24 protein-coding genes are annotated in these 22,504 nt (G+C 73.2%); 18 read left to right on the forward strand and 6 right to left on the reverse strand.

The window, feature by feature from the left end:
- The first annotated feature begins 68 nt into the window (after positions 1–68).
- From DDE18_RS07390 to DDE18_RS07410, 5 genes are all read left to right on the forward strand, one after another.
- The gene (locus DDE18_RS07390) at positions 69–944 is read left to right on the forward strand and encodes a hypothetical protein (protein WP_165821073.1); all 876 of its coding nucleotides are present in this window, start codon (positions 69–71) and stop codon (positions 942–944) included.
- A gap of 112 nt (positions 945–1,056) precedes the next feature.
- Positions 1,057–1,935: a S1 family serine peptidase gene (locus DDE18_RS07395; protein WP_116571617.1), complete on the forward strand. Its 879-nt coding sequence runs from the start codon at positions 1,057–1,059 to the stop codon at positions 1,933–1,935.
- A gap of 44 nt (positions 1,936–1,979) precedes the next feature.
- Positions 1,980–2,648 (forward strand): lysophospholipid acyltransferase family protein, encoded by a 669-nt coding sequence (locus DDE18_RS07400; protein ID WP_116571618.1) that lies wholly within the window; start codon positions 1,980–1,982, stop codon positions 2,646–2,648.
- Between the two features lie 47 nt (positions 2,649–2,695).
- Entirely contained in the window at positions 2,696–5,935 is a 3,240-nt protein-coding gene (locus DDE18_RS07405; RefSeq protein WP_116571619.1) for an ATP-dependent helicase, read from the forward strand.
- Positions 5,932–9,180, forward strand: a complete 3,249-nt coding sequence (locus DDE18_RS07410) for an ATP-dependent helicase (RefSeq protein WP_245916499.1) — start codon at positions 5,932–5,934, stop codon at positions 9,178–9,180. Before DDE18_RS07405 ends, DDE18_RS07410 begins: the two co-directional genes overlap by 4 nt.
- Here DDE18_RS07410 and deoD read toward each other — a convergent pair.
- Positions 9,167–9,877, reverse strand: a complete 711-nt coding sequence (deoD, locus tag DDE18_RS07415) for a purine-nucleoside phosphorylase (RefSeq protein WP_116571987.1) — start codon at positions 9,875–9,877, stop codon at positions 9,167–9,169. The genes DDE18_RS07410 and deoD overlap by 14 nt on opposite strands.
- A gap of 43 nt (positions 9,878–9,920) precedes the next feature.
- On the opposite strand from deoD, the gene nudC reads away from it, so the two are divergent.
- Positions 9,921–10,838 (forward strand): NAD(+) diphosphatase, encoded by a 918-nt coding sequence (gene nudC / locus DDE18_RS07420; protein ID WP_245916500.1) that lies wholly within the window; start codon positions 9,921–9,923, stop codon positions 10,836–10,838.
- A 4-nt stretch (positions 10,839–10,842) separates the two neighbouring features.
- Here nudC and DDE18_RS07425 read toward each other — a convergent pair whose 3' ends face one another.
- Complete coding sequence (locus DDE18_RS07425; protein ID WP_116571621.1) at positions 10,843–11,085, reverse strand: mycoredoxin; 243 nt, start codon at positions 11,083–11,085, stop codon at positions 10,843–10,845.
- A 78-nt stretch (positions 11,086–11,163) separates the two neighbouring features.
- On the opposite strand from DDE18_RS07425, the gene DDE18_RS07430 reads away from it, so the two are divergent.
- The 5 genes from DDE18_RS07430 (at position 11,164) to DDE18_RS22870 (ending at position 14,479) form a co-directional block, all read left to right on the forward strand.
- Positions 11,164–13,206 carry an ATP-dependent DNA helicase UvrD2 gene (locus DDE18_RS07430; protein WP_116571622.1) on the forward strand — a complete coding sequence of 681 codons (2,043 nt, stop codon included), beginning with the start codon at positions 11,164–11,166 and terminating at the stop codon, positions 13,204–13,206.
- 134 nt (positions 13,207–13,340) lie between these two features.
- A complete protein-coding gene (locus DDE18_RS07435) occupies positions 13,341–13,532 on the forward strand; it encodes a hypothetical protein (protein ID WP_116571623.1) in 192 nt (63 codons plus the stop codon).
- A gap of 123 nt (positions 13,533–13,655) precedes the next feature.
- Positions 13,656–13,988 carry a WhiB family transcriptional regulator gene (locus tag DDE18_RS07440; RefSeq protein ID WP_116571624.1) on the forward strand — a complete coding sequence of 111 codons (333 nt, stop codon included), beginning with the start codon at positions 13,656–13,658 and terminating at the stop codon, positions 13,986–13,988.
- A 40-nt stretch (positions 13,989–14,028) separates the two neighbouring features.
- Positions 14,029–14,229: a hypothetical protein gene (locus DDE18_RS07445; RefSeq protein WP_116571625.1), complete on the forward strand. Its 201-nt coding sequence runs from the start codon at positions 14,029–14,031 to the stop codon at positions 14,227–14,229.
- 91 nt (positions 14,230–14,320) lie between these two features.
- Positions 14,321–14,479: a hypothetical protein gene (locus tag DDE18_RS22870; protein WP_165821074.1), complete on the forward strand. Its 159-nt coding sequence runs from the start codon at positions 14,321–14,323 to the stop codon at positions 14,477–14,479.
- A gap of 17 nt (positions 14,480–14,496) precedes the next feature.
- On the opposite strand, the gene DDE18_RS22875 is transcribed toward DDE18_RS22870, so the two are convergent.
- Positions 14,497–14,988: a hypothetical protein gene (locus DDE18_RS22875; RefSeq protein ID WP_165821075.1), complete on the reverse strand. Its 492-nt coding sequence runs from the start codon at positions 14,986–14,988 to the stop codon at positions 14,497–14,499.
- Positions 14,989–15,116: 128 nt separating this feature from the next.
- Positions 15,117–15,275 (reverse strand): DUF5679 domain-containing protein, encoded by a 159-nt coding sequence (locus DDE18_RS22880; protein WP_165821076.1) that lies wholly within the window; start codon positions 15,273–15,275, stop codon positions 15,117–15,119.
- Between the two features lie 189 nt (positions 15,276–15,464).
- Between DDE18_RS22880 and DDE18_RS07450 the strand changes: the two genes are divergently transcribed.
- The 3 genes from DDE18_RS07450 (at position 15,465) to DDE18_RS07460 (ending at position 18,223) form a co-directional block, all read left to right on the forward strand.
- Positions 15,465–16,259, forward strand: coding sequence for an enoyl-CoA hydratase/isomerase family protein (locus tag DDE18_RS07450; RefSeq protein ID WP_116571626.1), 795 nt, complete (start codon positions 15,465–15,467; stop codon positions 16,257–16,259).
- A 332-nt stretch (positions 16,260–16,591) separates the two neighbouring features.
- The gene (locus DDE18_RS07455; RefSeq protein WP_245916501.1) at positions 16,592–17,644 is read left to right on the forward strand and encodes a PHP domain-containing protein; all 1,053 of its coding nucleotides are present in this window, start codon (positions 16,592–16,594) and stop codon (positions 17,642–17,644) included.
- Positions 17,645–17,653: 9 nt separating this feature from the next.
- Positions 17,654–18,223 (forward strand): M48 metallopeptidase family protein, encoded by a 570-nt coding sequence (locus DDE18_RS07460; RefSeq protein WP_116571628.1) that lies wholly within the window; start codon positions 17,654–17,656, stop codon positions 18,221–18,223.
- Positions 18,224–18,225: 2 nt separating this feature from the next.
- Here DDE18_RS07460 and DDE18_RS07465 read toward each other — a convergent pair whose 3' ends face one another.
- Entirely contained in the window at positions 18,226–18,771 is a 546-nt protein-coding gene (locus DDE18_RS07465) for an NUDIX hydrolase (RefSeq protein ID WP_116571629.1), read from the reverse strand.
- Positions 18,768–20,087 carry a zinc-dependent metalloprotease gene (locus DDE18_RS07470; RefSeq protein ID WP_116571630.1) on the reverse strand — a complete coding sequence of 440 codons (1,320 nt, stop codon included), beginning with the start codon at positions 20,085–20,087 and terminating at the stop codon, positions 18,768–18,770. The genes DDE18_RS07465 and DDE18_RS07470 overlap by 4 nt, the downstream gene beginning before the upstream one ends.
- Positions 20,088–20,149: 62 nt before the next feature.
- Between DDE18_RS07470 and DDE18_RS07475 the strand changes: the two genes are divergently transcribed.
- The 4 genes from DDE18_RS07475 to DDE18_RS07490 are packed head-to-tail and all read left to right on the forward strand — an operon-like array spanning position 20,150 to position 22,501.
- Positions 20,150–20,581, forward strand: coding sequence for a molybdenum cofactor biosynthesis protein MoaE (locus DDE18_RS07475; RefSeq protein WP_116571631.1), 432 nt, complete (start codon positions 20,150–20,152; stop codon positions 20,579–20,581).
- Between the two features lie 47 nt (positions 20,582–20,628).
- Positions 20,629–20,874: a hypothetical protein gene (locus tag DDE18_RS07480; protein ID WP_245916502.1), complete on the forward strand. Its 246-nt coding sequence runs from the start codon at positions 20,629–20,631 to the stop codon at positions 20,872–20,874.
- Positions 20,875–20,900: 26 nt separating this feature from the next.
- Entirely contained in the window at positions 20,901–21,962 is a 1,062-nt protein-coding gene (locus DDE18_RS07485) for a YlbL family protein (RefSeq protein WP_116571633.1), read from the forward strand.
- Positions 21,962–22,501 carry a PPA1309 family protein gene (locus DDE18_RS07490; protein WP_116571634.1) on the forward strand — a complete coding sequence of 180 codons (540 nt, stop codon included), beginning with the start codon at positions 21,962–21,964 and terminating at the stop codon, positions 22,499–22,501. The genes DDE18_RS07485 and DDE18_RS07490 overlap by 1 nt, the downstream gene beginning before the upstream one ends.
- The last annotated feature ends 3 nt before the right edge of the window (positions 22,502–22,504 follow it).

Genomic DNA, 22,504 nt, shown 5'->3' on the forward strand with positions numbered 1-22,504 from the left:
GGGGTGTGACCGGTCCCCGCCTCGCTCGGGAAGGCGGGGGCCTGACGACTCTGGGAGGAAACCAACAGATGCGCAAGAACCACGTCCTGGCCCTGGCCTCCGCCACCGTCCTGATGGGCGCGGTCGCCTCGGCCTCGCCGGCCGTCGCTGCCAAGGGCGGCAAGCAGCAGGTCGCCGCCTCGTGGGCCCCCGCCGACACCGCCCGGATCCACCCCGGCGTGCAGATGTACACCGACGGCGCGCAGTGCACCGCCAACTTCGTCTTCACCGACGCCGCCGGCAGCACCTACGTCGGCTACGCCGCCCACTGCGCCGGCAAGGGCGCCGCCACCGACACCAACGGCTGCGACGCGGCCTCCCTGCCGCTCGGCACCCGGGTGACTTTCGTCGAGGGCGGCTCGCTGCTGACCGAGGGCACCGAGGTCGGCCACGGCACCCTGGCGTACTCGTCCTGGCTGACCATGCAGAAGAACGGCGAGCGCGACGACAACGCCTGCGCCTACAACGACTTCGCGCTGGTGAAGGTCGACGCCGCCGACGCCTCGAAGGTCAACCCGAGCGTCCCCTTCTGGGGCGGCCCGGTCGCGCTCAACACCACCGGCACCGCGGCGGGTGACACCGTCTACTCCTACGGCAACTCCAGCCTCCGCGCCGGCCTCACCCAGCTCTCGCCCAAGCAGGGCACCAGCCTGGGCTCCGAGGGCGAGGGCTGGTCGCACCCGGTCTACACGGTGAGCCCGGGCGTTCCCGGTGACTCCGGCAGCGCCTTCCTCGACGCCGAGGGCAACGCCCTCGGGGCCCTGTCGACGCTCGCCATCGCCCCGCTGGCCGGCTCCAACGGCGTGGGCGACCTGGCCCACGAGCTGGGCTACGCCCAGCAGCACGGCGGCATCGCGGGCCTGGCCCTGGTGCCCGGCACGGAGCCGTTCAGCCCGCTGCTCTGATCCACGCGTGACCACACGGCCCAGCCCACTCCGGTGGGCTGGGCCGTTGCTCGTGCGCAGGTGCACGGACACGGATCCGTAGCACCGGCTGGGGTCCGTCGTTGGAGGGGGCATGCTCTGCCAGGGTCGACCCGTCCGCTCTCTCCTCTCCCTCCTCGGCACCCTCCTCCTCGGTGCCGCCACCGCGGCGAGCCCCGCCGGGGCCGCGGAGGTCTCGTCGGCTCAGGTGCGCGGCCCACGGTGGGCGCCGGCTGCGCGGGCGACCATCACCCCGGGGGTGCAGATGATGACGGCCGGGGCCCAGTGCACGGCCAACTTCGTCTTCACCGACACGCGCCACCGGGTCTACGTCGGCTACGCCGCCCACTGCGCCGGGCTCGGCGAGGCGACCGAGACCGACGGCTGCGAGACCGGGTCCCTTCCGCTGGGCACCCGTGTCGACTTCGTGCGGGGCGCGTCGCTGCTCGAGGACGGCACGGCCCTGGGCCGCGGCCGGCTGGTCTACAGCTCCTGGCTGGCGATGCAGGAGCTCGGAGTCGAGGACCCCGACGCGTGCGCCGCCAACGACTTCGCGCTCGTCAGGGTCTCCCGCGCGGACCGGCGCAAGGTCAACCCCTCCGTGCCGGTCTTCGGCGGCCCCGTCGGGCTGGCGGAGCCGCCGGCCCAGGGCGAGGCGGTGCTCAGCTACGGCCAGTCCCGGCTGCGGCCCGGCACCGTGCTGTCCCCGCGGCGCGGGGTCTCGCTGGGCCCGTCGTACGGCGGGTGGGGCAGCGACGCCTACACCCTGGCCCCGGGCGTGCCGGGAGACTCGGGGAGCGGCTTCCTCGACGCACAGGGCCGGGCCTTCGGCACCCTGTCCACGCTGGCGCTGACCCCGCTGCCCGCCGCCAACGGTCTCGGCTCGCTGGCGCGCGAGCTGGCGTTCGCCCGGCAGCACTCCGGACTGCGAAAGCTGCGGCTGGTGCGTGGCACGGAGCCGTTCACCGGCTGACACACCACCGAGGGGGTCCCCTCGCCGGCTGCCACACTGTCCGCATGTTCTATGGCGTCCTGCACCGGATCGTGCCCCCCGTCGCGAAGGTGCTCTGGCGCCCCACCGTCGAGGGGGTGCACCACGTCCCCCGGACGGGTGGCGTGATCCTGGCGAGCAACCACCTCAGTTTCGCCGACAGCGTCGTGATCCCGGTCGTGGCGCCGCGCAAGGTGGTGTTCCTCGCCAAGTCCGACTACTTCACGACTCCGGGCCTCAAGGGCCGGGCGATGAGGGCGTGGTTCGAGGGGCTCGGCATGCTGCCCGTCGACCGCGACGACTCCCGCGCGGCGATCGCCAGCCTCGACACGGCGCTCCAGGTGCTGGGCCGCGGCGAGGCCTTCGGCATCTACCCCGAGGGCACCCGCTCGCGCGACGGACAGCTCTACCGCGGCCGCACCGGTGTCGCACACCTGGCGCTCACCGCCGGCGTCCCGATCGTGCCCGTCGGCCTGCACGGCACGGACCAGCTGCAGCCGGTCGGCTCGAACGTGCCCCGGCTGGCCAGGGTGACGGTGCGCTTCGGTGCCCCGATCGACGTGGCGGGGGAGTACGACGGGGTGCCCCCGGGGCGTGCGCGCCGCGAGCTCACCGATCGGGTGATGACGGCCATCCAGCAGCTGTCCGGCCAGGAGGAGGCGGGCGTCTACAACGAGCGGTCGCTGGGGGTCTGAGCCCGATAGCCCGCCCGGTGTCGGTGGGGTCTGGAAGGCTGCAGGACATGAGCACCACCCACCTCGACCCCCCGGCCTACCGGCTCGTGCGGCAGCACGCGCCGACGGCCGCGCCGGTCCTCGACGCGTGGCAGCGCCAGTTCGTCGAGCACGAGTCGGGGCCGCTGCTGGTGCTCGCCGGCCCGGGCACGGGCAAGACCACGACGCTGGTCGAGGCGATCGTCGAGCGGATCGAGGTGCGTGGCGCCGACCCGTCGTCCGTGCTGGCGCTGACGTTCTCGCGCAAGGCCGCGGAGCAGCTGCGCGACCGGGTGACCGCCCGTCTCGGCCGCACGGTGGCGACGCCGCTCGCGGCGACGTTCCACTCGTTCGCCTTCGGGCTGGTGCGGCGGTTCACGCCGGCCGAGCTCTACTCCGCGCCCCTGCGGCTGCTCACCGCGCCGCAGGCCGACGTGATGGTGCGCGAGCTGCTCGACCTGCATCGCGACGAGCTGCCCTGGCCGCCCGGCCTCGCAGTCGCAGCCCGCACCCGCGGCTTCGCCCAGGAGGTGTCAGCGGTGGTCGCGCGCGCCCGCGAGAAGGGCGCCGACCACGAGCAGCTCCTCGCGCTCGGCCACGCCGAGCAGCTGCCGGAGCTCGTGGCGGCCGGCATCTTCCTGCGCCACTACCTCGACAACCTCGACGACCACGGCGCCACCGACTACGCCGACCTGATGCGACGTGCGGTGATCGAGGCCGAGGCCCACCGCGGCGAGCTGCGCCGCCAACTGCGCCACGTCTTCGTCGACGAGTACCAGGACACCGACCCCGGCCAGGTGGCGCTGCTGCAGGCAATCGCCGGCGACGGGGGAGACCTGGTCGTCGTGGGCGACCCGCACCAGTCGATCTACGGCTTCCGGGGCGCCGATGTCCGGGGGCTCCTGGACTTCCCGGCGACGTTCCCGACCAGGGAGGGTGCGAAGGCCCCTGTGGTCGTGCTGCGCACGACGCGGCGCTTCGGTGCCGACCTGCTCGAGGCCAGCCGGCGGGTGGCGGCGCGGCTGCCGCTCGCGGGCGCGATCGGCGAGGAGGCGCGAGCCGCCTTCGCCTCACCCGTGCCGTCGCCCGACGCGCCGGCGGGCTTGCTCGAGGTGCTCACCTACGACACCGACCGCGCCGAGGTAGAGCGGATCGCCGACCTGCTGCGCCGGGCGCACCTCGAGGACGGCTTGCCCTGGTCCGACATGGCGGTGCTCGTGCGCTCGGGCCGGGCCACGCTGCCCGTCATGCGGCGGATGCTGGCCAGCGCCGGCGTGCCGGTCGAGGTGGCCGGTGACGAGATCCCGCTCGTGGCCGAACCGGCCGTCCGCCCGCTCGTCGACGCGCTCGCGGTCGTCGTGGCCAGCCCGGAGCCACCCACGCCGGAGGCCGCGGAGGCGCTGCTGCTCTCGCCGCTGTGCGGCCTCGACGCCACGGCCGTCCGCGCGCTCGGCCGCCAGCTGCGCAGGCGCGATCTCGCCGAGGCGACCCGCGACCGCCGCCCGCCGCGGGGCTCGCGCGAGCTCGTGGCGCAGGCGCTCGTCGACCACGACCTGCTCGACGGCCTCGAGGGCGCGGCCGTCGACGGTGCCCGGCGGCTCGTCCGCCTGCTCGGGGCCGCCCTCGACGCACTGCACGACGACCGCTCGGTCGAGGAGGTGCTCTGGGGCCTGTGGTCCGGCACGTCATGGGCAGAGCACCTCCGGGCGGGGGTCGCCCGCGGCGGCGCGGCGGCGCGCCGTGCCCATCGCGACCTCGACGCCATCTGCGCGCTCTTCGACCTCGCCGCCCGGGCCGAGGAGCAGCGCGGCCACACCAGCGCGGAGAACTTCCTGGCCGAGTTGCAGGCGCAGCAGATCCCCGGCGACACCCGCGCAGAGAAGGGCGTCCGCGGCGACGCCGTGCGGCTGCTGACCGCCCACCGGTCCAAGGGGCTGGAGTGGGAGCTGGTCGTGGTCGCCCACGTGCAGGAGGGCGCCTGGCCCGACCTCCGCCGCCGGGCGACCCTTTTGGGCGGCGACCGGATCGGCGCGCCGGCCTACGGCCGGCTGGAGCTCCAGCCCGACGTGACTGCCCGTGCCCTGCTGGCCGAGGAACGCCGTCTCTTCTACGTCGCCTGCACCCGCGCCCGGCGGCGACTCGTCGTCACCGCCGTCTCGTCCACTGCGGAGGAGGGTGAGCAGCCCTCGCGCTTCCTCTTCGAGCTGGTCGACGAGCCGACCCACCTCCAGGGCCGGCCACAGCGCCCCCTGACGCTCGCGGGGGTGGTGGCCGAGCTCCGGCGGACGGCTTCCGACGACACGCTCTCCGACGCGCTCCGGCAGGCCGCGGCCCGCCGGCTCGCCCAGCTGGCCGCCACCGAAGTGGCCGGCCGTCCGCTGGTGCCCGCCGCCGACCCTGCCCACTGGTGGGGCACCCACGCGCGCACGGCGTCCGCCACGCCGGTGCGGCCGGCTGACGAGCCCCTGGGGCTCTCTGCCTCCACCATCACCTCGATCGGGGAGTGCCCGGCGAGGTGGTTCCTCGAGCACGAGGCCGGCGGCGCGACGTACTCAGGACAGGCCGCCGGCTTCGGCAACCTCGTCCACAAGATCGCCGAGCACGTGGGCAGCGGCCGACTCGCGGACGCGGACATCGACGAGCTGATGGAGCATGTCGACCAGGTGTGGGACCAGCTGCCCTTCCGCACGCCGTGGTCGCGCCACAAGGAGCGCGAGGAGGCGAGGGCGGCGATCGAGCGCTTCCTCAAGCAGCACCGCGACCCGGCCGCACGCACCATCGTCGCCACCGAGCACTCCTTCGAGGTCCTGGCCACGCTGCCGGACGGCGAGCAGGTGCGGCTCCGCGGGTTCGCCGACCGCGTGGAGCTGGACGCCGAGCGGCGCGTCGTCGTGGTCGACCTCAAGACCGGGAAGTACATGCCCACGCAGGCCGAGCTCGCCGTGCACCCGCAGCTCGGTCTCTACCAGCTCGCCGTCGAGCGCGGCGCGGTCGACGGGCTGCTCCCCGACGGCACGCCCGGGGCGGTCTCGGGCGGCGCCGAGCTCTGGCAGCTGCGCACCTCGACGAGCGATGCCCCGAAGGTGCAGACCCAGCGGCCGCAGGAGCCGGACGAAGAGGGCTGGTTGCCGGTGGAGCGCCAGATCGCCCTGGCCGCCCACGCCATCCGGGCCGAGGAGTTCCCGGCGAGGCCCTCGGACAAGGTGTGCCGGGTCTGCTCGTTCCAGGCGATGTGCCCGGCCCGCACGACCAAGGCGGTGATCCAGTGAGGGCGCCCCGACCGATCGCGAGCCCGGCCGACCTGCGCCGGCTGACCGGAGCGGACTTCACGGTCAGCGACCAGCAGTGGGAGGCGATCAGCGCCCCGTTGGGACCCGCCGTGGTGATCGCCGGCGCCGGCTCCGGCAAGACCGAGCTGATGTCGGCCAGGGTCATCTACCTCGTCGCCAACGGGCTCGTCCGGCCCGACCAGGTGCTCGGCCTGACGTTCACGACCAAGGCGACCGCCGAGCTGTCCCACCGCATCCGCAAGGCCCTCTCGGTGGCCGGGCTCGACACCGGGGCAGTCGGCGAGGACGGCGTGCCCGAGCGGCTGGAGCCGGTCGTCTCCACGTACAACGCCTACGGCGCCGCGCTGCTCTCCGAGCACGGGCTGCGCATCGGGCACGAGCAGGACCTCCGCGTGATGGCCGACGCCTCGCGCTTCCAGCTCGCGCAGCGAGTCATCGCCCAGCACCGCGGCGTCGTGGCCCGGCTGTCGGACCATCCACCGACCGTCATCGGCTACCTGCTGGCGCTCGACGGGGCGATGAGCGAGCACCTCGTCGGCGTGGAGGACGTGCGCGACTTCCACCGGCGCGAGCGGCCGCGCTTCGAGGCGGCGCTCGCGCGCCTCGTCGCCGAGGGCGGCACCAAGGGCCGGCAGGACTGCCTCCGCAAGGTCCTCGACAAGATGGACGAGCGCGATGAACTGCTCGGCCTGGTCGCCGACTACCGCGCGCTCAAGGCCGAGCTCGGCCTCCTCGACTTCTCCGACCAGATCGCCGGCGCGCACCGGCTCGCGACGGGGCATCCCGAGGTGGGCGAGGCCGAGCGCGAGAAGTACCGCGTCGTCCTGCTGGACGAGTATCAGGACACCTCCGTCGCCCAGGCGCGCCTGCTGGCCGGCCTCTTCGGGGGCGACCACCCCGACTCCGGTCGCGGCCACCCGGTGATGGCGGTCGGCGACCCCAACCAGGCGATCTACGGCTGGCGGGGGGCCTCGGTCGCCAACATCGAGCAGTTCCGCGAGCAGTTCCTGCAGGCCGACGGCAGCCCGGCGCGGCTGTTCCACCTCACCGTCAACCGCCGCTCCGACCGACGCATCCTCGAGCTGGCCAACACCCTGGCAGGTCCGCTGTACGCCGCGTCGGGTGCCCTCGTCGCGCCGCTCGAGGCCAAGCCCGGGGCGGCCGAGGGGCGCGTGCGCACGTGCCTCCACCGCACCCACGACGAGGAGCTCGCCTGGCTGGCGAGGGAGGTGCAGGCCGCGCACGACGCCGGGACCGAGTGGCGCGAGATCGGCGTGCTCGTCCGCACCAACAAGCACGGCGCCGAGGTCTACGACGCGCTCACCGAGGCCGAGATCCCGGTCGAGATCGTCGGCCTCGGCGGTCTCATCCGGCTGCCTGAGGTGGCGCAGGTCGTGGCGACCCTGAGCCTGCTCGACGACCTCACCGACAACGCCGCGCTGCTCACGCTGCTGACCGGGCCGCGGTGGGAGATCGGCCCTCGCGATCTCGCCCTGCTCGGCGAGCGGTCGGCCGCGCTGGCCCGCGTGCAGCACCGCGATGACCCCGAGCGGTCGCTCGCCGACGAGATGCACGAGGCCGTCGCCGGGGCTGACCCCACCGAGATCGCCTCCCTCAACGAAGCCCTCGAGGACCCGGGCGACCTCGACTATTCGCCCGAGGCGCGCGAGCGCTTCGCCCGGCTCGCTGCCGAACTGCGCCACCTGCGCGGCTACGTCGGGGAGCCACTGCTGGACCTGCTGCGCCGGATCATGGACGTCACCGGACTCGACATCGAGCTGGCCTCGTCGACCTCGCCGGCGGCCGAGGCGCGACGGGAGAACCTCGACCTCTTCGTCAAGGCGGTGGCCGACTTCCAGGCCGTCGACGGCTCCGTCACGCTCTCGGCGCTCAACGCCTGGCTGGAGACCGAGGACGACTACGGGGGCGGCCTCGACGTCGCGCCGCCCAGCGAGTCCGACGCCGTCAAGCTGCTGACGATCCACCGGGCCAAGGGCCTGGAGTACGACACGGTCTTCCTCGCCGGGGTCGCGGACAAGAAGTTCCCCAACACGACCCTCCGCTCCCAGTGGACCACCGTGGCCAGCGTCCTCCCGTCGCCACTGCGCGGGGACAAGGACCACGTGCCGCAGGCGCCTGGCTGCGAGCCGGAACATCTTCGCAAGGAGTTCGTCGGCAAGGACGATCCCGACCACTCCCTGGAGAGCGCGGCCCGCGACCACCAGGCCCTCGAGGAGCTGCGGCTGGGCTACGTCGCCTTCACCCGTGCGCGCCACGAGTTCGTGGTCAGCTCCCACACGTGGGGCACGACCATCAAGCCGCTCGACCCCTCGCCGTACCTCCTGATCGCCCGCGACCTCGTGGCCGAGTGGGGCGAGAAGCCCGAGGTGTGGGAGGTCGCCGAGCAGGGCGAGGCCAACCCGGTCACTTCCGCGGCGGCGGAGGTCTCGTGGCCGGTGACCGGCCGCAGCCTGGAGCGGGCCCGGCGTGAAGCGGCCGCCGCGCTCGTGAAGGACCAGGGGACCGGCACCACTCCCGACCCCGCCGGCCTCACGACTGAGGAGCGGAAGGTCGTCCAGCGGTGGGACGCCGAGATCGAGCGACTGCTGGCGGAGGCGTCCAGGACCGCCGCGACGGTCCGTGAGGTGCCGCTGCCCGCTGCGCTGTCCGCCACTGCAGTAGCCCGGCTGCGAGAGGACCCCGACGGGTTCGCCCGCGACCTCGCCCGGCCGATGCCCAGGCCGCCCGCTCCGCAGGCCCGGTTCGGCACCCGCTTCCACGCGTGGGTCGAGGCGCGGTTCGGCCAACAGCAGCTGCTCGACCCCGACGAGCTGCCCGGTCGCGCCGATGCCGGCATCGAGGACGAGGCCGAGCTGCTGGCGCTCCAGGGGGCGTTCGAGGCGGGGGAGTTCGGCGACCGCAGCCCACACGCGGTCGAGGCGCCCTTCTCGCTGGTCCTCGGCGGGCAGGTCGTGCGCGGCCGCATCGACGCCGTCTACGCCGAGCACGACGGCGGGTTCCTCGTCGTCGACTGGAAGACCAACCGGCGTCAGACGGCCGACCCGCTGCAGCTCGCCCTCTACCGCCTGGCCTGGTCGGAGCTCCAGGGCGTCCCGCTCGAGAAGGTCCGGGCGGCGTTCCACTACGTCCGCAGCGGCGAGACGGTCGAGCCGCCCGACCTGCCGGGTCGCCAGGAGCTGGAGGCCCTGGTCAGCGGGGGCTGAACGCGGCGCCCAGGGCGATCTCGACCATCGTGCCGAAGGTCTTCTCCCGCTCTCGGGCGGTGGTCTCCTCGCCGGTGACGATGTGGTCCGACACCGTGCAGACGGCCAGCGCCCTGCGGCCGTGCTTCGCGGCCAGGGTGTAGAGCGCGCTGGCCTCCATCTCGACCGCCAGCACGCCGTACTCCACCATCCCGGAGACCAGCTCGGGCCGCGCGGGGTAGAACGAGTCGCTGGAGAGGATCAGCCCGACGTGGTGGGCGGAGTCGAGGGCCTCGGCCCGCTCGACCGCGCCCCGCAGCAGTCCGAAGTCGGCGACGGGCGCGTAGTCGAGGCCGTGGAAGGCGATCCGGTTCATCGAGGAGTCGGTGCAGGCACCCGAGGCGATCACGACGTCGCGCATCGCCACCCGCTCCGTGAGCGCGCCGCAGGAGCCGACCCGGATCACCGTCTCCACGCCGTAGTCGCGGAACAGCTCGGTGACGTAGATGGCCAAGGAGGGCTGGCCCATGCCGGAGCCCTGGACCGAGACCCGCTGTCCCTGCCAGGTGCCGGTGTAGCCGAGCATGCCGCGCACCTCGGTGTAGCACTGCGCGTCCTCGAGGAAGGTCTCGGCGATCCACCGCGCCCGCAACGGGTCGCCGGGCATCAGGACGACGGGGGCGACCTGGCCGGGCTGGGCTCCGATGTGGGTGCTCACGGCCGACAGCCTAGGTCTCGGCCAGGTGGCTAGCCTGTGGCGTGTGGCCGACCTCCCGCACGTCGCTCTCTCCGCGCACGCCCACAACCGGCTGGGGCTCCACCGCACCGATGCCGAGTGGCTCGCGAGCCGCTGGGCCGACCCGGCGACCCGCGTGCTCGTGGTCGCGGGCTCGCGGCTGCGCGTCGTCGACAGGGCCGTCTCGTGGGTGGCTCCCGAGGACGCGCCCGAGGGCACGACCGTGCTGCTCGGCGAGGCGGCCGGGGCGGTGCACTTCGCGCAGATCATCGACCCCGGGATCGCGCCCGGCCGGCGCGAGGAGTGGGTGCCGCTGCGCGCGGTGCTCCCGGTGCTGACCGAGGACCCCGCCGAGGCGCCGCTGCTGTTCCATGCGGTCGGCCTGGCGGAGTGGCACTTCGCGACGCGCTTCTGCCCCCGCTGTGCGGCCCCGCTGGAGTCGGTCGCGGCGGGTCACGAGCTGCGCTGCACCGCGTGCGGCCGCTCGCAGTTCCCGCGCACCGACCCGGCGGTGATCATGGCGGTCACCTACGGCGAGCCGGGCAGCGACGACGAACGGGTGCTGCTGGGCCGCAACGCCAGCTGGCCAGAGGGCCGCTTCTCGTCCCTCGCCGGCTTCTGTGAGCCGGGGGAGACGCTGGAGGACGCCGTACGCCGCGAGGTCAGGGAGGAGACCGGCGTGACCGTCGCCGAGGTGACCTGGTTCGGCAACCAGCCGTGGCCGCTGCCGGCGAGCCTGATGCTGGCGTTCACGGGCCGCGCCGTGACGACGGACATCGACGTGGACGGCTCGGAGATCGAGGAGGCCAGGTGGTTCACCCGTGCCGAGCTGCGCCAGGACGCCGAGGCCGGCCTGGTGCGGGTGCCGCGCAGCGTCTCGATCTCGTCGTCGCTGCTGGAGCACTGGTTCGGCGAGCCGCTCCCGGGCAGCTCCGCCTGGTGAGCGGTCAGGTGAGCTCGACGAGCTTGGCCTTCACCTGGGCCAGGGACGGGTTGGTCATCGCCGCGCCGTCGGCGAAGACGAGGGTGGGGACGGTCTGGTTGCCGCCGTTGACCTCCTCGACGACCTTGGCCGCGGACGGGATCTGCTCGATGTCGACGACCTCGTAGGTGATGCCGTCGCGGTCGAGCTGGCTCCTGAGCCGGTGGCAGTAGCCGCACCAGGGGGTGCTGTACATCGTGAAGGTCATCTCGGGAGTGTCCCCTCGTCCGTCTAGGGTGGCCGACACCGTTAGCCAACCACGCACGCGCAGGAGTTGTTCCCGTCCATGCCCAGCCCGACCGACCTGCTCGAGGCCCTCGACCCGGAGCAGCGACGGGTCGCCGAGGCGCTGCGGGGACCGGTGCGGGTGCTGGCCGGCGCGGGCACGGGCAAGACCCGCGCGATCACCCACCGCATCGCGTACGGCGTGGCGTCGGGCGTCTACGTCCCGACCGAGGTCCTCGCGGTCACGTTCACCACGCGCGCCGCGGGTGAGATGCGCGGCCGGCTGCGGGCGCTGGGAGCCGGGGGGGTGCAGGCCCGCACCTTCCACTCCGCCGCCCTCCGCCAGCTGCGCTTCTTCTGGCCCCGGGTGCACGGCCACGAGCTGCCCGAGCTCGTGGAGAGCAAGATCGGCATCCTCGCCGGCGCGGCGCGGCGGCTCCGGCTGACGGCCGACCAGGCGCTGCTGCGCGACCTGGCGTCGGAGATCGAGTGGGCCAAGGTCAGCAACATCAGCCCCGACACCTACCCACGCCTCGCGCCCGCCCGGGGCCGCGCCGTCAACGGCCTCGACTCCGACACCGTGGGGCGCGTCTTCGAGGGCTACGAGGTGCTCAAGCGCGGCCAGGGCCGGATGGACATGGAGGACGTCCTGCTCTTCGCTGCTGGCCTCCTGGCCGAGGAGGAGGCCGTCGCAGCCCAGGTGCGCCGTCAGTACAAGTGGCTCGTCGTCGACGAGTTCCAGGACGTCTCACCGCTCCAGTCGGCCCTGCTCGACCTGTGGCTCGGTGGCCGCGACGAGATCTGCGTCGTCGGCGACCCGGCCCAGACGATCTACTCCTTCGCCGGCGCCGACGCGAGCTACCTTCGCGAGTTCCCTGCCAAGCACCCCGGCACCACCTCGATCGAGCTGGTCCGCAACTACCGCTCCACACCCCAGGTGGTGGCCGCTGCCAACGCGCTGCTCGCCGGCACGCCGAGCAAGGGCGTCGACCTGGTGGCCCAGCAGCCGCCGGGCGTGGAGGTGCGCCACTCGGCGCACCCCGACGAGGTCGCCGAGGCAGAGGCTGTCGCGACGCGCATCGTCGAGCTCCGGGCGACCGGCACGCCGGCGTCCGAGATCGCGGTGCTGTTCCGGATCAACGCCCAGTCCGAGACGTTCGAGGAGGCGCTCACCGCCCGCGGGGTGCCCTACGTCATCCGCGGCGCGGCCCGGTTCTTCGACCGCCCCGAGGTACGCCAGGGCGTCACCCTGCTCCGCGGGTCGGCGCGCTCCGGCGAGGGCGACGGCCCGATACCCGAGCAGGTGCGGGCCACCCTGTCCGGACTCGGCTGGTCGCCCGAGGCGCCGACGAGCCGGGGCCAGACCCGGGACCGCTGGGAGTCCTGGCAGGCGCTGGTCGACCAGGCCGAGGAGTTCGCCCGCGAGCACCCGGGCGCTCCGCTCGGTGCCTTCGTGGACGAGCTCGACCGCCGGGCCGCAGAGCAGCACGCCCCGGTCGCCGACGGCGTCACCCTGGCGACCCTCCACGCAGCCAAGGGCCTCGAGTGGGACGCGGTCTTCGTCTGTGGCGTCCAGGACGGCACCCTTCCCATCATCTACGCCGAGGGCGCAGCGGCGATCGAGGAGGAGCGGCGCCTGCTCTACGTCGGGCTCACCCGGGCCCGCCGCGAGCTCAGCATCTCGTGGGCCCAGGCCCGCAATCCGGGTGGCCGCGCCTCGCGCAAGCCCTCCCGCTTCCTCGACGGCATCGTGACCCAGGAGGAGCCGCCCGGCCGCGGGCAGGCCGCCCGACGCTCCCGCAAGGCGATGCGCTGCCGCGAGTGCGGTGGTCCGCTCGAGTCGGCCGCGGAGAAGAAGATCGGGCGCTGCAGCGGCTGCCCCGCGTCGTACGACGAGGAGCTCTTCGAGCGGCTGCGGGCCTGGCGGCTGGAGCGCGCGAGCGCCGACAAGGTGCCTGCGTTCGTGGTCTTCACCGATGCCACGCTGCAGCTGATCGCCGAACATCGTCCGGCCGACGAAACGGCGCTGCGCAAGATCAGCGGCGTGGGGCCCTCCAAGCTGGCGAAGTACGGCGACGAGGTGCTCTCGCTGCTGGTTTCCTGAAACTTTTCCAGAAATACCCATTAAATCGTTTGCCCATGACAGCAGCGCGCCGCTACGTTTCTCTCATCGCACTCACGCGCAGACGACTGTTGGCACCAGTCAGCGCCCGATCACCCGAAGGAGGTGGAGACGCAATGAGCATCACCATGATCAAGACCCCGGCCCTCGCGCCGGCCTTTGGCATGTCCGCCATCGCCCCCACCTCCCCGCAGTGCGCCCGCACCTGGGACGTCGAGGCTGTGGTGGCCCACGTGGCTCTCGTCACGGATCGAGTCAAGGGTGCCTACATCACGGGTGACAACGCCTGGAGTCCGCCGCTTACCTGAGTTCACACTCGCATCGGCAGCCTCCAGGCCGCGGAACCCACACCAGGGATCCGCGGCCTTTGTGTTTCCCAAGCACAACTCATCTGCACCAGCGATCAGGTCAACGAGAAGGAGGTGACACACATGACCATCAGTGTTCTCGACCGCGAGCCGGCTGCCGACGCGAGCAACCCCACCGACCTGGGGTGCTTGCACGACGCAGCCGCGCAGGTGGACCAGGAGCGGCTGCCGTGCCGGGTGAACGACCCGGAGCTGTGGTTCGCCGAATCGCCTGCGGACGTCGAGTTCGCCAAGACCCTGTGCCAGGACTGCCCGGTGCAGTCCCTGTGCCTCGACGGGGCGCTCGAACGGCGTGAGCCGTGGGGCGTCTGGGGCGGCGAGCTCTTCCTCCAGGGCGTGGTGATCCCGCGCAAGCGGCCTCGCGGCCGGCCCCGCAAGAACGAGGTGGCCGCCTGACCGGCGCCGGCTCATCCCTTCTCACAACGAAACCCCTTTGATGACCAAGACCCCTTTCAAGAACGGACGCACGCACATGAACCTCATGCACGAAGACCTGGCACGCGCGCAAATGACCGCGCGCCTGGGAGAGGCGCAACGAGCCCGGCGCGGCCACCAGCTGGCCCTGGCCCGCCGGATGAGCCGCAAGGCCGAGCAGGCCGCGCAGCAGGCGCGCCTCGCCCTCGCCCGCGCGATCTAGGCGCCAGCGCTCGCCCTGATCGCGGGTGATGCAGAAGCCCAGCCGGCACGACCACCGCCACGGTCGTGCCGGCTGGGCGTATTTTGGGGGAGTGACGTGCGACTTCTGCGGCCGGCAGTCCGAGGACGAGGCCGAGACCCTGGCGTGGACCACCTCGGTCGAGAACGGGCGCAGGCGGACCTACTGCACCGAATGCTCGCGCACCCACCTGCGCGCGATCGAGGGCAAGCTCGACAGCACGTGGTGGTGATCAGCTGGGCGTGCTGATCAGACCGCCTCGTCCCACGCGCAGCCGCAGTGGGGGTGGCGGTGCCACCTGCGCGGCTGCACGACGAGGCCGCCGTCGAGCGTGAGCGTGCGCGACCAGGTGACCGGCACGTCGTCAGGCCAGTGCGCCAGGTCTCGGGCCGCCAGTGCCAGCCCGGCGAGCAGCAGGGCCGGGTCGGCCGCAGCTGGGTCGGCGGCGGCTGGGTCGGGGAGCGCGTCCGCGGCGGCGAGGCAGCGCAGGCACGCGGTGAGCCCCGGCGCGACGAACGGCCCGACCTGCACGTGGCCGGCCGCGCCGATGACGTGGAGGTGGGGGACCGCGGAGCGCACGAGCTCGTCACCGTCTCCCGGGTCTCCCAGACCGAGGACGAGGGCCACCGGCGCCGACGGGTCGGCGGCCAGGCCGGCGGCGGCGAGGACGGCGGCGAGCGCGGCGGCGGGCAGGCCGGGGACCCCGGGATCGCGAGTGACCACTCTGACGGCGCGCGGCATGCCAGCAGTCTGGTGGAGTGCGGCGCGCGGCGTACGAGCTCATCCACAGGGGCGCACGGCCCGAAAATGTCAGCGGCGGCGCCACCCGAAGGTGACGCCGCCGGCTGCTCAGCCAGTGGGCGTGATGGTCACGCCTTGCCGAGGATGCGGTTGAGGTTGGTCCCGCAGACCGGGCAGACGGCCTTGGCCATCTTGGTGCCCTTGTCGTTGACCTTGACCTCGCCCTCCGCCTCGCGCTTCTCCTTGCACTTGACGCAGTAGAACTCGCCGCTCCAGGTCTCCGCCATGACGGCCTCCTTGCCTATTAATTTCTCGGTCGTCGCGACGGGGGATCGTTGGGGAAGCCCGTCGGAGGCCCCGGCACGCCGGTGGCCCACGCAGAACCCTACGGTACGCGGGGGCGCGGGCGTGTCAGGCGCGCAGTGAGGCGTGGAACGGGGTGATCCGGGGCCTGGCCCGTCAGTACGCTCGCGGCCATGGCTGACTACACCCACCTGCGGCTCGAGCGTCCCTCCGACGGCGTCGCGCTGATCACTCTCGACCACCCGGACATGCGCAACGTGATGAGCGACGAGATGACGTCGTCCTGGGTCGCGGCCATCCGGGAGCTCGCCGCGGACAGGTCGGTGCGCGCCGTCGTCGTCACCGGCGAGGGCTCCGCCTTCTGCTCCGGCGGGAACAAGAGCTGGATCTCCGGCGAGCCCGACGCGACGGTCGACCAGCTGCGCACCCGGATGATGCCGTTCTACCGGTCCTGGCTCTCGATCCGGGAGCTCGAGGTGCCGACCATCGCCGCGGTCAACGGTCCCGCCGTCGGCGCGGGCCTGTGCCTTGCGCTGGCGTGCGACATCCGCTACGCCGCCACCGGGGCGAGGATGAGCGTGCCCTTCGTCAGGCTGGGCATGCACCCCGGGATGGCCGCGACCTTCCTGCTGCCCAACGCCGTCGGCGCGGCCGCCGCGCGAGACCTGCTGCTGACCGGCCGCACCGTCGGCGCCGACGAGGCGCTGCGCCTGGGCCTGGTCTCGCGGGTCATCGACCAGGAGTCGTTCCTCGACGAGGTGCTCGACGCGGCGGCCGGCATCGCCGCCACCGCGCCGCTGCCGAGCCGGCTCACCAAGCTCGCGCTGCGCGACGGCGGGCACGCGGACCTCGAGAGGTGCCTGCAGTGGGAGGCCCTGGCCCAGCCGATCACGCTGGCCACCGAGGACCTCCAGGAGGGCGTCCGCGCCAGCGCGGAGAAGCGGGCGCCGGTCTTCCAGGGACGGTAGCCAGGAGCGCCCGGCAACGGAGAAGAGGCCGCCGGCCCTCCCGCTCGACGCCTGCCTTCCCCTTGCGGACGTCTCGCGGACGGGCCGTGCGGCCTCATCGGGTGCCACGCTAGGAGCGCCGGGGCGCGCGGGTCAACGCAGCGCTCTCCACCCCTGTGGACAAGCCTGTGGACAACATGTGCACGGAGCCGTGCGGATGGTGGACAACCCGGCACCTGCGCGGGATGGTGCTGTGCGGGACACGCCCGGGCGGGCGTGTCCGCGCGTCGCTGACCAGCAACAATGGTCATCCACGTGCTGTGGACGGAAAACTCTCGAGGGATCGGAGCGCGGTGAGCGAGGAGTACGCCGGGGGGCCGGTGGCCGCCCTGCGGCGGATCGCCTTCCTGATGGAGCGGGCACGCGAGGACAGCCGGCGCATCCAGGCCTTCCGCAGCGCGGCCGCGGTCGTGCTGCCGCTGCCGGCCGAGGAGGTGCGGGAGCGGGCGGAGGCGGGCACGCTCACCGAGCTCGCCGGGATCGGGCCGTCGACCGCGGCGGTCATCACCGACGCCGTACGCGGCATCCTGCCCGAGCGGCTGGCCCGCCTCGAGGCCGAGCACTCCGGGCCACTGGCGTCCGGCGGCCGGGAGCTGCGCTCCCTGCTGCGCGGCGACCTGCACTCCCACTCCGACTGGTCGGACGGCGGCTCCCCGCTGGAGGAGATGGCGATGACCGCCATGGAGCTGGGGCACGACTACCTCGTGCTCACCGACCACTCGCCGCGGCTGACCGTCGCCAACGGCCTGTCGGCGGCCCGGCTCGCCCGCCAGCTCGAGGTCGTCGACGCCGTGAACATCCACCTCGACGGCGGCTTCACCCTGCTCAAGGGCATCGAGGTCGACATCCTCGAGGACGGCGAGCTCGACCAGACCGAGGAGATGCTGGCCCGACTCGACGTCCGGGTGGCCAGCGTCCACTCCAAGCTGCGGATGGATCCCGCGCAGATGACGCGCCGGATGCTCGGGGCCGTGCGCAACCCGTTCACCAACGTGCTCGGCCACTGCACGGGGCGGCTGGTCACCGGCAACCGCGGGAAGCGGCCGTCCTCGGAGTTCGACGCGCAGGCGGTCTTCGAGGCGTGCGCCGAGCACGGCACCGCCGTGGAGATCAACTCCCGCCCCGAGCGCCGGGACCCGCCGACGAAGCTGCTCGAGCTGGCGCGCGACCTCGGCTGCCTCTTCTCGATCGACTCCGACGCCCACGCTCCGGGCCAGCTGGACATGGTCGACTACGGCTGCGACCGGGCGGAGGCGGCCGGCATCGACCCCGACCGGATCGTCAACACCTGGCCGCGCGAGCGGCTGCTGGCGTGGGCGAACCCTGCCCGCTCCGACTCGCGCTAGCGTCAGGTCATGGCCGAGGTGACCGGGACGCCCGAGGTGGAGGTGCGCCGCTCCAAGCGGCGCCGCCGGACGGTGTCGGCCTACCGCGACGGCGAGCGCATCGTCGTCCTCATCCCGGCCTCGATGAGCAAGCGCGACGAGGCGCGCTGGGTCACCGACATGGTCGCCCGGGTGCAGCGCTCCGAGCGGCGGCGCAGGCCGTCGGACGACCAGCTGATGGCCCGCGCCCGGGCACTCAACGACACCTACTTCGGTGGGCTGGCCAGGCCCGCCTCGGTGCGCTGGGTGGCCAACCAGACGTCCCGCTGGGGCTCGTGCACGCCCGGCGACCGGTCGATCCGGCTCTCCGAGCGGCTCCAGGGCATGCCGTCGTGGGTCGTCGACTACGTGCTCGTGCACGAGCTGGCGCACCTCCTCGAGGCCGGCCACGACGACAAGTTCTGGGCCTGGGTCGACCGCTACCCCAGGGCCGAGCGGGCCAAGGGCTACCTGATCGGGTGGTCCGCGGCGTCCCGGGCCGACGGGGCGCCGGAGGAGGACCCCGACGCGGTGGCCGACGCCGACGTGCACGTGGACTAGCGTCAGGCGAGCCGCTCCCGGGCGAGCGCAACGAACGGTGCGAGCTCAGGGTTGGGCAGGTCGCCGACGGGCCACCAGGCGACCTCGAGCGACTCCTCGCTGACGGTGTACGACGCGTGGTCGCGCGCCACGGCCACGAACATCACGTCGAGGTGGTGCACCCCCTCGCCGGGCCAGCAGAACGGCACCGGGTGCTCGTCGAGCACGACGGGAGCGCCGTCGAGCGACAGGTCGGTGGGGGCCAGGCCGGACTCCTCCACGGCCTCCCGAAGCGCCGCGCCGGCCAGGGTGGTGTCGGACTCCTCGGCGTGGCCACCGAACTGAAACCAGCGTCCCGACTTGGCGTGCAGGGTCAGCAGCACCCGCTCGAGCGGCTGGTCGAGCACCAGCGTGGACGCCGTGAGGTGGTCGGGCCGGCACGAGCGCCACATCGCGTCGTCGTGCGACGCCAGGTGCGCGACGTACCTCTTCCGCAGCGCGGCCTGGGACGCGCTGGGCGGCGACCACGAGGTCAGCGTCGCCAGCGCGTCGGCGCGGAGCGGGCTCACTCCTCGGGTCGGTCGGGGTCGGACGGCCCGTCGAGCAGCTGGCGCAGCCCGGCCTCGAAGTCCTCGTCGCTGATCGACTCGGGCGCGACGGAGTCCTCGCGGAAGCCGAGCGGGTCGTCGAGGTCGGCCGCGGTCGGCAGCAGGTGAGGGTGCATCCAGACGCCGTCGCGACCCTCGGTGCCCTGCCGGGCGCGCAGCGAGCCCCACAGGGTGGAGGCGTCACGCAGCCGGCGGGGCCGGAGCTCGAGTCCGACCAGGGAGGCGAAGGTCTGCTCGGCCGGACCGCCGGCCGCGCGGCGCCGGCGCACGATCTCCTGCAGCTTGGCGGCGTTGGGCATCCGCTCGGCGGTGGCCTGGCCGACGACGTCGTCCACCCAGCCCTCGATCAGCGCGAGCGTCACCTCGAGGCGCTCGAGCGCCGCCTGCTGGGCGGGGGAGCGCTGGAGGTCGAAGAGCCCACCCTCCATGGCCTGCTGCATCGCCATCGGGTTGGTCATGTCGATCTGGCGCAGCTTGTCCTCCATGGAGGAGGTGTTGATCTCGATGCCGCGGCCGTAGTCGGCGATCGCGCTGAGCAGGTGCTCGCGCAGCCACGGCACGTGGGCGAAGAGCCGCTGGTGGGCGGCCTCGCGGAGCGCGAGGTAGAGGACCACGTCGTCCCGCGGCACGTCGAGGTCGGCGGCGAAGGCGTCGACGTTGGCCGGGAGGAGCGCGGCCTTGCCGGCCGGGCCCAGCGGCAGCCCGATGTCGGAGGCGCCGAGCACCTCACCGGCGAGCCCGCCGATGCCCTGCCCCACCTGCGTGGCAACCATGGCCCCGGTCGCCTTGGCGAGCATGCCGAGGAGCGGGCCGGCCATCGCGCGCGCCTCCTCGGGCAGCGCGCCGGCCAGGGCGGTGGTGGCGGAGCCGGCGATCGGCTCGACGAGCCGCTTCCACACCTCGGTGGTCTCGACGATCCACTCCGCGCGGCTCCACGCTGCCGTGGAGGTGACGCCCGAGGGGAAGTCGGTCGTCTCGTCGAGCCAGTGGTCGGCGAGCCTTACGGCGTCGGCGACGGCGGCCTTCTGGGACTGGGTCGCCGACGGGTCGGGCTGCTGCGCGGCGGAGCGGCGGGCGATGTCGGTGACGACCGACCAGTTGACCGGTCCGTCGTGGGGCTGCATGAGGGCCTGCACCTGCGAGAACAGGGCGCCCAGGTCGGGCATCGCGCCGCCGGCCATGCCGGCGAACAGCTGCTCGAACGGCGTGCCCTTGAACGGGTTGCCCTGCGACGGGTCGTCGTCGGGCCCGGGGGTGCTGCCGGGGTCGTTGCTCATGGCTCCACGTTACTCAGCACCTCCACGCCCCTGGGGCCCCCGGCGTCCCTACACTCGACCTCGTGAGCCTCCCCACGCCCGTGCGCCTCGTCGACATCCGCGAGACGCCGCTGTCGGTCGACGAGGTCGTCAAGGCGCTCGACAACGATGCGGCCGGTGGCCTGACCCTGTTCGTGGGCCGGGTCCGCGATCACGACGGCGGCCACGGCGTGAGCTCGCTCGACTACAGCGCCCACCCGAGCGCCCTCGAGCGGCTCCAGGCGGTGTGCCTGCGGGTCGCGGAGGAGTACGCCGTGCACGGCGTCGCCGCGGTGCACCGCACCGGCCACCTCGAGATCGGGGACGCCGCCGTCATCGTCGCGACCACCGCGGCCCACCGGGACGTCGCGTTCGCCGCGTCGCGCGCGCTGATCGACACCCTCAAGGCCGAGGTGCCGATCTGGAAGCACCAGCTCTTCGACGACGGCACCGAGGAGTGGGTCGGCACGCCGTAGGCGGCGCGCCTCCTCACCCCGCGGACACGCCCGCCTAGCCTGTGGCCGTGGAGATCCTGCTGTGGCTCGTGCCCTCGGTCCTGGTGACCGTGGCCGCGATGTGCTGGGTGTCCTGGGTGAGCCGCGACGGGCGCGGCGAGGTGGACCGCGACGAGGCCGTGGCACGGCTCGCGAGGGCCATGTCGAAGGACCACCGCGCACGGCTGCCCGAGCGTCCGGTGCGCCCACACGACCGCAGCACCGGGATCGCCGTACGCCCCCGCAGGGACGGCGCCCCCCGCCGCGTCTCCTAGTTGCACTGGTTTGAGAGGCTGACCGCATGAGTCAGCGGACCCTGTCGGGCCTCCTCGCGGCGCCCCTCCTGGTCGCGATGTGGCTCTTCGTGATGCTCTCGCCGCTGCCCTATGTCACCTACCGGCCCGGACCGACGGTCGACATCCTCGCCGAGCAGGAGGGCAAGGAGATCGTCGAGGTCAGCGGGCACCAGGCCTACTACGAGGACGGGGCGGAGGGCGGCGAGCTGCGCCTCACCACCATCTACGTCGACCAGCCCGAGGAGGACGTCAACCTCGTCGAGCTGATGGAGGCCTGGCTCGACGACGACTCCGCGGTCTATCCGCGCGAGGCCGTCTACGCGCCGGACGAGACCGACGAGGACAAGGACGTCGAGTCCTCGGTGCAGATGGTGAGCTCGCAGGACGCGGCGATCGCGACCGCCCTGAAGGAACTCGACTACGACGTCGAGGAGGTCGTCGAGATCCTCCATGTCAGCAAGGACATGCCGGCCGACGGCAAGCTCGAGGTCCGCGACGTGCTGCTGAGGGTCGGGGACACCCCGATCCGCGAGGTCCAGGACGTGGTCGACGCGGTCGAGGCGACCCGGCCGGGGCAGCCCCTCCCGTTCGTCGTACGCCGCGACGGCAAGGAGCTGACGGTCGAGGTGACTCCTCGCGAGGTCGACGGCAACCCGCGGGTGGGCATCTCGCCCGGGCCTGGCTTCACCTTCCCGTTCGAGGTCAACGTCGACGTGGGCGACAACATCGGCGGCCCGAGCGCCGGGCTGATGTTCAGCCTGGCGATCTACGACACCCTCACGCCCGGCTCACTGACCGGCGGCCACGTCGTCGCCGGCAGCGGCACGATCGACGCGGACGGCAAGGTCGGCCCCATCGGCGGGGTGCAGCAGAAGATCGCCGGCGCGGAGCAGGCGCAGAGCGAGCTGTTCCTGATGGCGGCGGACAACTGTGCCGACGCCGCCGGCGTCGACCCCGGCGACATGTTGCTGGTGAGCGTGACGACCATGCACGAGGCCCGCGAGGCCATCGAGACCTGGGTGGACGACCCCGACGCCACCCTCCCCACCTGTGAAGATGAGACCTGATGAGTGAGCTGCCCGCAGACCCGGCCCTGGCCTCGGCCGTGCTGGAGATCGAGTCCCACGTCGCCGAGAGCGGCTGGGACCAGCCGGCCCGCCTCTACGCACTCGTCGACACCGCGCGCCTGGTCGCCGAGTATCCCGACGTGGCCGCGTCGATGGGGCTCGAGGACGGACCCGGGCTGACGCCGGTGGAGCAGGAGGCCCTCCCCGCCGACCAGCCGCTGGAGCGCACCCTCGAGCGGATCGCCTGGCCCGACGACGTGGCCGGCTGCGCGGCCGTCCTGGAGCGGCTCGTGCTGCCCCCCGAGCTCGACGACGAGATCCCCTCCGACGCGGAGGAGGCCCAGCGCTTCGCCAGCGAGCACCCGCTCCGCCAGGAGGTGCGCATCGTCGCCGGGGCCACCCGCACGGGCTCCACCTACTGCGCGCTCCGGCTGCGCGCCCACGACGACGACCAGTCGGTGGTCGACGGCACCGAGCTCGTGCCCGGGCTGCTCGACCTCCTCCGCCACACCCTCGACGAGTCCGGGAGGCCCGCGTGAGCG

The organism is Nocardioides gansuensis (assembly GCF_003076135.1).
GTDB lineage: Bacteria > Actinomycetota > Actinomycetes > Propionibacteriales > Nocardioidaceae > Nocardioides > Nocardioides gansuensis.